Here is a 10,470-nt window from a genome sequence, read left to right on the forward strand (position 1 = left end):
CCTGCAGTCCGCCCGGCCCGGCGACCCGGTCGAGGACTTCCTGCGGGGGCTGCTGACCGGGGAGGACGTCCAGGCACCGGGCGGACTGCAGGTCATCGGCACAGCCGGCGACCTGGTGGTGGTACGCCCGGGTTGCTGCAGCGGCCTGGAGGACTGGCGCGAATGGCTCGGCGTCCTCGACGGCACCGGCGACGCGTGGCTCGGCCACGACCCCTCACCGCTCGCCGAACGGCACGGCGACGTCGTCCTGTTGACCGTCGACGCGAGGCGGGACGACAGCCCGGCGTTCGAGGTCGACGTCGACGTGCTGCGGCGCGGGATAGCGGACGCCGAGCGGGACCTTGCGGACTTCCTCCGTGCCGCCGCCGACTGGGCGGCCGTGCGCCTGCCCGGGCAGGCCTGCGCGGTCGTCGCCGCCCTCGCCCGTGGCGTCGGCATGCCGCCGCCACGGGCGTAGGCGCAGCCCCCGCGACCGCGTGAGCCCGACGCCGACGAGGACGACCAGCATGCCGGCCACCACCCGGGCGCCCACCGACTCGTCGAGGACGAGCGCGCCGAGCCCCACCGACACGACGGGCAGGAGGTAGCCGACGGTTGCCGCGTCCGTCGCGCCCTCGTCGGCGATGATGCACACCGTCAGGTAGAAGGTGACACCCGTGCACAGGACGCCGAGGACGAGCACCGCGACGGACGAGCGCACGGTCACCGCGATCCCGGTGGTGCCGGTGACGAGCAGGGCCGGCACGCTCAGCGCGGTCGCGGCGGTCAACTGGGCCGCGGCGAGCGGGAGTGCGCCCGCGCCCGTGGGGATGAGCCTGCGCCCCATGTAGGCGAAGGCGAGCGCGTAGCTCGCGGCCGCACCCAGCAGGGCGAGGGCGCCCCAGCTCGCGAGGCCCGACCGGTGCCAGGGCGCGAAGATCAGGAGGACACCCGCGAATCCAGCGAGGAGGCCGCCGAGCCGGGGTCCGCGGACGGCGCGTCGCCCCGTGCCCAGGGCGAGACCGATGAGCAGGGACCACAACGGCGTCGTGGCGTTGAGGACGCCCGCCACCCCGGAGTCGACGCTCTGCTCGCCGACACTGAAGAGGAGGAACGGCAGGGCGTTGCAGAGCAGGGCCGCCACCGTGAGACGGCTCCAGAGGAGCCTCCCCCGCGGCAGGCGCAGGCCCGCGCGGCGGCAGAGCACGAGCAGCAGGGCCGCGCCGCAGGCGCAGCGCAGGAAGGTGACCCAGGCGGGCGGCAGTCCCTCCAGCGCGATCTTGATCCACAGGAAGGTCGACCCCCACAACAGGGCCAGCACCGCCATCCGCAGCAGCGCCCTCGCGCCGCCTCCGCCACCGGACACGCCGGCCTCCCGTCGTCTCGCGTCACCGTCCCCCACGACGCTCCCCCACCCGTCCTGGTGGCACAAGCGAAGGTTCACGCACCTACCGTTAAGCTGAGCTACATGCTCGACGTGCGCCGCATGCAGGTCCTCCGGGCGGTGGTGACCAGCGGATCGGTCACCGCGGCCGCCACCCACCTCGGTTACACACCCTCGGCCGTCAGCCAGCAGATCGCCGTCCTGGAGAGGCAGGCCGGGATCCCGCTGCTCGAACGCGTGGGGCGCGGGGTGCAGCCGACGCCCGCCGGGCTGCTGCTCACCGAGTACGCCGCCCGCATCGGCAGGGAGGTGGCCGAGGCCGAGACGGCGCTGGCCGATCTGCGCGAGGGCCGCACCGGCACTCTGACGGTGCGTTACTTCCCGACGGCGGGTGCCGACCTGGTGGCCCCCGCCCTCGCACGGTTGCGCCGCGAGCACCCGGGGGTGCGGATCGACCTCGGCCTGGTCGACCCCGGCGATCCGCTGCCGGAGGTGGAGAAGGGCCGCGCGGACCTGGCGATCGTGGTGCGGCCGCGCGGGCAGGGCCGTGAGGGCCTGCGCCTGGTGCACCTGCGGGACGACCCCTACCGTGCGGTCCTCCCCAAGGGCCACCGCCTCGCCGCGAAGCGGGTGCTCGACCTCACCGACCTCGCGGGGGAGCCGTGGGTGGGCAGCGAGTCCCCGGACGGCTCGTGCCTGGAGCTGATCCTCCAGGCGTGCGCCGCGGCCGGCTTCAGCCCCGCCGTCGTGGTGCAGAGCGAGGACTACGCCACCGCGCAGGGGTTCGTGGCCGCCGGGCTGGGGGTGAGCCTGCTGCCGCTGGCCGCCCTGGCACATCACCACCCCGGGGTCGTCGTACGGAAGGTGCGCGGCCCGGAGCCCGTCCGGGCGGTCCACGCCGCGGTCCGGGAGACGTCGCTGCGGCAGCCGGCACTGCGGGGGCTGCTCGACGCGCTGCGCGACGTCGCCCGGGGCACGGCGGGCACGGCTTGACCCGCGCGCCCTTGACCTGCCGTCAGGCGGTGCCCCGCGGATAGCCGATGCCCGCGATGTCCTCGGCCAGACCGTCGAGCGTCACCTCTGCGTTCAGCCTCGCGACGACCTCCGGGGTGAGCGGGCGCAGCGCGTGGACATGGCGTACGGCGTCCAGGTCGACCGGCACCTCGTAGTAGTCCTCGGCGAAGGCGCGGAACGCCTCGGGGGACCGGTCGGTCAGCAGACGGAACAGGTACGACGCGCCGTCGGCGTCCTCGCCGTCCTCCGGCAGGTCGACGGAGCCGTGCCGCCACGCGTCGTCCCCGGCTCCGCGCCACAGGCAGACGGTCGCGACCGGCACGCCGTCCTCGTCGCAGAACGCCGGCTCCTCGACGTACGGACGGAAGGCCTCGGGGACCTCGTCGACGACCCCCGGCCAGGGCTCGTGGTCCTCCGAGCCGTAGGGGCTGAGGGGCGACTCGTGGTCGAAGCCGCGGATGAAGGCCCCGGCGGCGCAGAACACGATCGCGTACTCGTCTCCCGATCCGTTGCGCAGCGAGGCCATCTCCTCCCCCGTGTCCCACACGGCGTCGAAGGAGTGGTAGCGCATCTCCCACTCGGGGCTGAGGATCGCGTCGAGCATCGCCAGCGCGCGGCAGTGGTCGCGCAGTTCGGCGATGGAGGGCAGTCGGGGGGCAACGTCGTGAACGGTCACGCGCACATCCAAGCCCATGGCTCCGGCATCCCCCACCCGGGGCTCCCCGCGTCCGCGGAAATCCGGTGCCGCGCAGGCCCCCGGTGCTGCTACTCATGGTCGCGCGAGACCACTTCGGAAGGCGGACATGCCCCCACGCACCCTGAGCGACGGCCAGGCCGGGATCGACGCGGCGCTGGTACGCCGCCTGCTGCACGCGCGGTTCCCCCACTGGGCGGACCTCCCGCTCACCCCCACCGGGTCGGCCGGCACCTCCAACGTCATGTACCGCCTGGGCAGCGACATGGTCGTACGGCTGCCCAGGACCGCGGGGGCCGCGAGCGACGTGGACAAGGAGCACGAGTGGCTGCCGCGGCTCGCGCCGCGGCTCCCGGCGTCCGTCCCCGCGCCCCTCGGCAAGGGCGCTCCCGCCGACGGCTACCCCTGGCCCTGGTCGGTGTACGGCTGGCTTGAGGGCGAGAACCCCTCCGCGGGACGCCTCGCCGAATCCGGCGCGCTCGCCCGTGACCTGGCGGCTTTCGTCGCCGCCCTGCAGCGCGTCGACCCCGCCGGCGCACCGCCCGCGTACCGCAGCGAGCCCCTCGCGGCGCGCGACCACGCGACGCGGTCCGCGATCGACGCGCTGCGCGCGGAGGTCGACGCGGCGGCGGCCGACGAGGTGTGGGAGACGGCGCTGGCGGCACCGGGACCGCAGGGGCCGCCGGTGTGGGTGCACGCGGATCTGCAGCCGGGCAACCTCCTGGTGGCGGACGGACGGCTCTCCGCGGTCATCGACTTCGGGTGCGCGGGCCTCGGCGATCCCGCCGTCGACACGATCGCCGCCTGGTACGTGCTGCCCGCCGCGGCCCGTGACACCTTCCGTGCGGCACTGGGCACCGACGACGCGACCTGGGCGCGCGGTCGCGGCTGGACGCTGTCGGTCGCGCTGATGGAACTGCGGCACCACCGGGACACCCACGAGCGGATGGCGTCGATCGCGCGGCACGTCCTCGGCGAGCTGCTCGCCGACGGGGGACCCTGACCCACAGGGGGCGGCGCATCCTACCCGGGGGCTCCGGCCCGCTCCCCGGCATCGCCGATTCCCCCACGGGGCCCGTCACTTTCAGTAGCTTCTCGGTCACCAACCGGGGCGGCGGCGCGCGGACGCGCGGACGCCGGGAGAGCGACGGCAAGGAGCGGACGCCGATGGCGAATGTGGAGACCTCCCTCAAGGAGACGATGACGTCGATCGAGGGCAGCGTGGGCGCTGCCCTGGTCGACTACACGAGTGGCATGGCGCTGGGCACGATCGGTGGCGGCAAGGACCTCGACCTGACCGTCGCGGCCGCCGGCAACACCGACGTGATCCGCGCCAAGGCCCGGACGATGAAGGAACTGGGCATCAAGGAGGAGATCGAGGACGTCCTGATCACCATGAACACGCAGTACCACCTGATCCGGCTGCTCAAGAGCCGCGACGGCAACGGCCTGTTCCTCTACCTCGTGCTCGACCGTCGCAACGCCAACCTCGCGATGGCCCGCCATCGCCTGCGGCGCATCGAGGCCGACCTCGAGCTGTAGCCGCCGTTCCTCCCTCGGGGCTCCGTGCGCCCGGGAATTGAAGAATCCTTCAATTCGGCACATCCTGATCCGCACAAGCACGGCGGTGCACGGGCCCCGGAAGGGGAAGGATTGGACGCAGAGTCGCGCCGGCGGCAGCGGGAGCGGCCGCCGGCGCGTACGGGAAGGGCCGTCGGAGACCGGGCAGGAGCGACACACGATGCAGGTACCCCTGTACCAGGCCAAGGCCGAGTTCTTCCGCATGCTCGGGCACCCCGTGCGGATCAGGGTCCTCGAGCTGCTCCAGAACGGCCCTGTGCCGGTACGGGACCTGCTGAACGAGATCGAGATCGAGCCCTCCAACCTGTCCCAGCAGCTCGCGGTGCTGCGCCGGTCCGGCATCGTGGTGTCGATCCGCGAGGGCTCCACCGTCAGCTACGCCCTCGCCGGCGGGGACGTCGCCGAACTCCTGCGCGCGGCTCGCCGCATCCTCACCGAACTCCTCGCGGGGCAGACCGAACTGCTCGCCGAACTCCGCCAGGCCGACGCCCCGCCCGGGCGCGCGGAGGAGCAGGTCGGCCACCCCGCCGGCTGAGCGCTCCGGCGCCACCTGGGCCAGAATGGTCGGGAGGTGAGCGCGATGACGCCTTGGCGGGTACGTGATCTGGAGGAAGGCGACCTGGACCAGGTCGTGCGCATCTGGGAGGAGTCGCGCGACACGACCGAGGACCCCGCGGTGACGCTGGCGGAGGTGGTCGGCGCGCTGCGCGCGGGAGCGCCCGCCGTGGTGGCGATGGTCGGTGACCGCGTCGTGGGGGCGGCGGTGTCCTCGACGGCCCAGGAGCGCGCCTGGGTGCTGCGGCTGGCCATCGCCCGGCAGTGGCGCCACCACGGGATGGGCTCGGCGCTGCTGGCGGCCCTGGAGGACAGCCTGGGCCAGGCGGGGATGCGCCGGATCGGGGCGCTGCTGCCCGAGGGCGAGGTCGGTGAGCAGGCGTTCCGGAACTCCGGGTACTCCTTCCGGCCCGGGCTCGGTTACTTCGAGAAGCTGCTGTCGGCCGACTCCGCGCAGGACACCCTGCTCGACCAGCTCGGCGGGGCGGTCCCGGAGCAAGGCCTGTGGGACCGCATCGCGGGCATGACCGCGGAGAAGGCGCTCATCGAGCGGCGGCTGGTGCTGCCGCTGGAGAACCCCGGGGTCGCGGAGCGCTACCACCTGGTGCCGCCGCGTGCGGTGGTCCTCTTCGGTCCGCCGGGCACCGGCAAGACGACGTTCGCCAAGGCCGTGGCCTCCCGGCTGTCGTGGCCGTTCATCGAGGTGCTCCCGTACCAGCTGGCCGAGGACGCGCACGGCGTGGCCGACGGGCTGCGGCGGCTCTTCGCCCGGGTCGAGCACCTGGAGCAGGTGGTGCTCTTCTTCGACGAGGCGGAGGAGATCGCCTCGGAGCGGCAGGACCCGTCCACCCTGGCCCACCGGGTGACCAACGAGCTCCTCAAGCTCATCCCGCAGTTCCGGCGCGGCGAGCGCCGGCTGCTGATCTGCGCGACCAACGCGGTGCGCTCGCTGGACCCGGCCTTCCTGCGGCCCGGGCGCTTCGACTTCCTGATCCCGGTCGGCCCGCCCGACCCCTCGGCCCGCCGGGCGATCTGGGTCCGCTACATCGGCCCGGACCGGGTGGCGGGCATCGACCTGGACGCGCTGGTCGAGGCGAGCGACCGCTTCACACCGGCGGACATCGAGTACGCGGCGCAGGCCGCCGCGCAGACCGCCTTCGAGCGGCACCTGGCGACGGACCCGCGCAGCACGGCGGACCTGACGCACCGCACCGAGGACTACCTGCAGGCGGTCGCCCGCACCCGCACCACCCTCACGACCGAGGACATCCGCGCCTTCGACCACGACCTGCGCTCCGCCGCCCGCGTGTGAGGCACGTGGGGCGCGGCGGAAGGGGGGTGGACGCTCCGCGCCGGGTTCGTGGCCGGAACCGGCGGACATCGGCGATGCCCGGGCGACGCCCCCCCTCGGAGCCCTATGGTGATCGTGGGTCGGCAGATACGCGCTCCCCCGTCCGTGTCTGCCGGCCCACCTTGCCTTCCGCCCGTCGTGGGGCCCGGCGGGTGCCGGGCCCCACGGGGTGTCAGGACAGCTTGGGCACGTCGATCCGGTCGATGTCCGGGGCGTACCCGTCGGCGCTGTCGAAGGTGACGGTGTTGGCGCCCGCCTTCAGCGTTACGGGGAGGCTGACCGTCTCGACGGTGCCCCAGTCGCCCGTGGACGGGAACGTGTGGGCGGTGGCGCCGCCACCGTTGGCGGAGACCCGGACCGTGCGGGCGTCACCGCTCACGTAGGCGACCTTGACCATGTAGGTGCCGGCCTTCTTCACCACGACGTCGTTGAAGCGGAGCGAGCCCCCGAGGTAGAGGTTGCCGGCCTTCCTGCCGCCGGAGCAGGCACCGCAGTCGGCGAGCGAGGCGTTGCCGGCCAGGGTGTTGCCCGGGGCCTCCGCCTCGTAGCCGGTCATGGGCTGGACCGGGCCGTGCGGGGTGACGGTGAACAGGCGCGAGCCGTGCGCGGGAAGGGACTTGGTGACCTTGCCCCGGTGGGAGCCGAGGTCCTCGTGGTTCCACAGGTCGCGGACCGAGGCGCGGCCGGAGAACCCGAGCGAGGTCCAGTCGGCGGTCACGGCGGCGGGGGCGTCGCCGAGGTTGAACAGGGCGACGGTGTAGCTGCCGTCGGCGTTCTCCGCGGCCCAGACCTGCTGGTCGCCCACGGGGGTGACCGGGCGGGCCGGCGGGGTGCTCGACTGGTCGAGGGCGATGACCTCGCGGTTGGTCAGCAGGGACAGCCCGTAGTCGTCGAGGCGGGTGAGGTCGTCACCGGTGTAGAGCGGGGACTTGGCGATGGCCCACAGCGTCATGTAGGTCTGCCGCTCGGCTTTGGTGAGGCCGTCCATCCGGCCGTTGCCGACGTCGAGGGAGTCGAGGTCGTTCCAGCCGCCGGGGCCGCCGTGCCGGCTCCAGGCGGCCGCGTCGGCGAAGCGGTCGTCGACGGAGTTCTCCCAGGAGACGAGGGTGTCGCAGTAGCACTCGACGTCGGTGTCGATCCGCCAGCCGTTGGAGTACTTCTTCCAGTCGGCGACGTGCCCGATGTCCAGCGACCAGGACAGCTCGAGGTGGATGGGGCGGCCGGTGGCGGCGATGGCCTTCTGCCAGGCGGCGATGTCGGCGCGGTTGTCGTAGTTGTCACCGCTCTTGAAGGAGCCGGGACCGACGCCGTCGATCTTCAGGAAGTCGTAGCCCCAGTCGGCGATCATCCGCGCCTGGGAGTCGACGTACTTCTGCGCGCAGGGATCCGAGAAGTCGATCTTGTAGGAGCTGTCCCAGCCGTTGGTGGTGCGCAGGTCGTCGTAGACGATGTCGGCGGTGGTGCAGTCGGTGGTGTTCCAGATCGGCACCTTGCCGTCGCCGTACCCCTCCTTCTCCAGGCCGACCGGCAGGTAGATGCCGGCCTTGAGGCCCTTGGCGTGGACGTGGTCGGCGACCGCCTTCATGCCGCGCGGGAAGCGCTCGGGGTCGGGTGTCTGCCGGCCGTACGCGTCGAACTCGGGCTTCCAGGACTGGTCGCGCCACCAGCCGGCGTCGAGGTTGACGTAGCTGTAGCCGTACTTCTTGAGCTTGGCGGCCAAGGCGTCGGCCTGCTTGAGGACGTTCGCCTCGGTCAGGTAGCTGTAGTCGCCCGTGGGGTTGAGCCCGGGGTACTTCGAGGACTGCATGCTCCAGCTCGACCAGCCCATGTAGGGCTTGGCGGCGACCTGGTGCGCGGTGGCCGCGTTGGCGGTGGGCGCGGTGTCCGGGCCGGTCGCCCCGGCCGCGGGGACGGCCGCCGACACTCCGGCGGTGAGGGCCAGGACGAGCAGGGTCCTGGCGGCGGTCGAGGGCAGGGTGGAGCGCGAGGGTGACCGCATGGGTCGGGCCTCCTGGGGGTGGGGGGTACGGCGGGTGCGGTGCGGGTGTGCCGGGCCTGGCGGGGTCAGCCCTTGCCCGAACCGATGGTCAGGCCGCTGATGAACTGCCGCTGGAGCGCGAAGTACACCAGCAGGGTGGGGACGGCGGTCATCAGGGCACCGGCGGCGATGAGGTTGGGGTTGGTGAAGTACTGGCCCTGCAGGTTGGCCAGGGCGGAGGTGATGGGGCGCTTGTCGCCCGTCTCGATGAGGGCGAGCGGCCAGAAGAAGTCGTTGTAGATCCAGATCGACTCCAGGGTGGCGAGCGCGGCGAAGGCCGGCCGGCACAGCGGCAGGATGATCTGGAAGAACTGCCGCCACACCTGGGCGCCGTCGACGAGGGCGGCCTCGGAGATCTCCCCGGGGATCGTCTTCATGTAGTTGCTCAGCACGAAGGTGCAGAAGCCGCACTGGTAGGCGATGTGGATGGCGATGATGCCCCAGGTCGAGTTGTACAGCAGCAGCGAGTCGCTCATCCACGCCGGGAGCGGTACCAGCAGGTAGAGCCGGTAGAGCGGGGTGATGAGCACCTGCGCGGGCAGCAGGTTGCCCGCGGTGAAGAGCATCAGCAGCGCGATGTTCCAGCGGAAGTCGAAGCGGGAGACGAAGAAGGCGACCGCCGCGGAGAAGAGCAGGGTGCCCAGGACGGACGGGACGGTGATGAGGACCGAGTTCCAGAAGAAGTGCGGCATGCCGGACTGGTTCCAGGCGTCGGTGTAGTTCTGCAGGCTGATCCCGCGGGGCCAGGACAGGTAGCCGTGCTTGCTGGTGTCCGCGTAGGGGCGCAGTGAGGTGTAGACGGCCCACAGCAGCGGCAGCAGCCACAGCAGCGCGATCGTGGCGAGCATCAGGTGCCGGCCGGTCTGCCGCGGGGGCTTGGAGGCCCCGCCGCCGCGCGCGGCCTCGCGGCGGGAGCGGGCCGGGGTGACGGGCGCGGTGGCGGTCGTGGTCACCGGTCCTCCTTGCGGAAGTTCTGGACGAGGAAGGTCCCGATGGCGGCGAGGGAGACCAGGAGCAGGACGACCGCGAGGGCGGAGCCGTAACCGATGTGGCTGGACTCGCCGATGATGTTGTCGGTGATCAGCAGCGACAGCAGTTCCATGCCGGGCTTGCTGCCGACGCCGCCGCCGAGCACGTAGACGACGTCGAAGGCCCGCAGGGACTCCATGACGGTGACGACCAGGATGATGACGTTGACCGGCTTGAGGGCGGGGAAGACCACCTTCAGGAAGGTCTGGCGGCCGTTGGCGCCGTCGAGCGCGGCGGCCTCCTTCAGGGCCGGGTCGAAGCCCTTCAGCCCGGCCAGGTAGAGGATCATGATGTAGCCGGTGTGCCGCCAGGCCGAGGCGACCAGGACAGCCCACAGGTTGAGGTCGGGGTCGCCCAGCCAGTCGACGTGGTGGCCGGGGGCCACCGCGCCCAGGATGCCGTCCAGCAGGCCCGTGTCGGGGTTGTAGATGATCTCCCAGATGAGGCCGACCACGGCCAGGGAGAGCACCATCGGCAGGAAGATCGCCGTCTGGTAGACCCGGGTGAAGCGGAGCTTCCGGTCTAGCTGGTAGGCGAGGAAGATCCCGAACGGGGTGGGCAGCAGCGCGGTGAAGAGCAGCCAGATGACGTTGTGCCGCACCGCCGGCCAGAACGGCGGGTAGTTGGTGAGGATCTGGTGGTAGTTGTCGAGCCCGACCCAGTGGATGTCGGACAGGTAGATGCCGTCCCAGCTGGTGAAGGACAGGCCCATGGAGGCCAGTGCCGGGAGCCAGACGAAGACCAGGAGGGCCAGGAGCGGGACGCCGACGACGGCCGCCAGGAAGAGCCGGTCACCGGCGCCGAGCCGGCGGGGGCGGCGCCGGGGCGCCCCGGTGGCGGGGGCC

At 72.4% G+C, this 10,470-nt stretch carries 11 protein-coding genes; 5 read left to right on the plus strand and 6 right to left on the minus strand.

Features of this window, described 5'->3' with window-relative positions; genetic code table 11:
* Both PV350_RS39895 and PV350_RS39900 read right to left on the minus strand, forming a co-directional pair.
* Positions 1–208 (minus strand): hypothetical protein (locus tag PV350_RS39895; protein ID WP_500338331.1); only part of this gene is annotated, 208 nt, incomplete at its 3' end.
* Positions 209–214: 6 nt separating this feature from the next.
* Positions 215–1,345 (minus strand): DMT family transporter, encoded by a 1,131-nt coding sequence (locus tag PV350_RS39900; RefSeq protein ID WP_500338332.1) that lies wholly within the window; start codon positions 1,343–1,345, stop codon positions 215–217.
* A 102-nt stretch (positions 1,346–1,447) separates the two neighbouring features.
* Between PV350_RS39900 and PV350_RS39905 the strand changes: the two genes are divergently transcribed.
* Positions 1,448–2,356, plus strand: a complete 909-nt coding sequence (locus tag PV350_RS39905) for a LysR family transcriptional regulator (RefSeq protein ID WP_500338333.1) — start codon at positions 1,448–1,450, stop codon at positions 2,354–2,356.
* A 22-nt stretch (positions 2,357–2,378) separates the two neighbouring features.
* Here the strand turns inward: PV350_RS39905 and PV350_RS39910 are convergent, their stop codons facing one another.
* Positions 2,379–3,071, minus strand: a complete 693-nt coding sequence (locus PV350_RS39910; RefSeq protein ID WP_499515783.1) for a hypothetical protein — start codon at positions 3,069–3,071, stop codon at positions 2,379–2,381.
* Positions 3,072–3,180: 109 nt separating this feature from the next.
* Between PV350_RS39910 and PV350_RS39915 the strand changes: the two genes are divergently transcribed.
* The 4 genes from PV350_RS39915 (at position 3,181) to PV350_RS39930 (ending at position 6,519) form a co-directional block, all read left to right on the plus strand.
* On the plus strand, positions 3,181–4,074 hold the full coding sequence (locus tag PV350_RS39915) for an aminoglycoside phosphotransferase family protein (RefSeq protein WP_499515782.1): 894 nt from the start codon (positions 3,181–3,183) through the stop codon (positions 4,072–4,074).
* 164 nt (positions 4,075–4,238) lie between these two features.
* Positions 4,239–4,613, plus strand: coding sequence for a roadblock/LC7 domain-containing protein (locus PV350_RS39920; RefSeq protein ID WP_499515781.1), 375 nt, complete (start codon positions 4,239–4,241; stop codon positions 4,611–4,613).
* Positions 4,614–4,812: 199 nt separating this feature from the next.
* Positions 4,813–5,187 (plus strand): ArsR/SmtB family transcription factor, encoded by a 375-nt coding sequence (locus PV350_RS39925; protein ID WP_499515780.1) that lies wholly within the window; start codon positions 4,813–4,815, stop codon positions 5,185–5,187.
* A 45-nt stretch (positions 5,188–5,232) separates the two neighbouring features.
* A complete protein-coding gene (locus tag PV350_RS39930; protein WP_499515779.1) occupies positions 5,233–6,519 on the plus strand; it encodes an ATP-binding protein in 1,287 nt (428 codons plus the stop codon).
* Between the two features lie 211 nt (positions 6,520–6,730).
* On the opposite strand, the gene PV350_RS39935 is transcribed toward PV350_RS39930, so the two are convergent.
* The 3 genes from PV350_RS39935 to PV350_RS39945 form a co-directional block, all read right to left on the minus strand.
* Positions 6,731–8,557 carry an alpha-galactosidase D gene (locus tag PV350_RS39935; protein WP_500338335.1) on the minus strand — a complete coding sequence of 609 codons (1,827 nt, stop codon included), beginning with the start codon at positions 8,555–8,557 and terminating at the stop codon, positions 6,731–6,733.
* A gap of 65 nt (positions 8,558–8,622) precedes the next feature.
* Positions 8,623–9,549, minus strand: coding sequence for a carbohydrate ABC transporter permease (locus PV350_RS39940; RefSeq protein WP_499515777.1), 927 nt, complete (start codon positions 9,547–9,549; stop codon positions 8,623–8,625).
* On the minus strand, positions 9,546–10,470 hold a 925-nt coding region (locus tag PV350_RS39945; RefSeq protein ID WP_500338336.1), incomplete at its 5' end, for a carbohydrate ABC transporter permease. The genes PV350_RS39940 and PV350_RS39945, both read right to left, overlap by 4 nt.

It is taken from the genome of Streptomyces sp. PA03-6a (genome assembly GCF_033792765.1).
GTDB lineage: Bacteria > Actinomycetota > Actinomycetes > Streptomycetales > Streptomycetaceae > Actinacidiphila.

Bases quoted from the DNA above. Each gene is read 5' to 3' on its own strand.
- PV350_RS39930 (WP_499515779.1), top strand. From the start codon at position 5,233: ATGACGCCTTGGCGGGTACGTGATCTGGAGGAAGGCGACCTGGACCAG.
- PV350_RS39935 (WP_500338335.1), bottom strand. From the start codon at position 8,557: ATGCGGTCACCCTCGCGCTCCACCCTGCCCTCGACCGCCGCCAGGACC.
- PV350_RS39915 (WP_499515782.1), top strand. From the start codon at position 3,181: ATGCCCCCACGCACCCTGAGCGACGGCCAGGCCGGGATCGACGCGGCG.
- PV350_RS39920 (WP_499515781.1), top strand. From the start codon at position 4,239: ATGGCGAATGTGGAGACCTCCCTCAAGGAGACGATGACGTCGATCGAG.
- PV350_RS39925 (WP_499515780.1), top strand. From the start codon at position 4,813: ATGCAGGTACCCCTGTACCAGGCCAAGGCCGAGTTCTTCCGCATGCTC.
- PV350_RS39910 (WP_499515783.1), bottom strand. From the start codon at position 3,071: ATGGGCTTGGATGTGCGCGTGACCGTTCACGACGTTGCCCCCCGACTG.
- PV350_RS39905 (WP_500338333.1), top strand. From the start codon at position 1,448: ATGCTCGACGTGCGCCGCATGCAGGTCCTCCGGGCGGTGGTGACCAGC.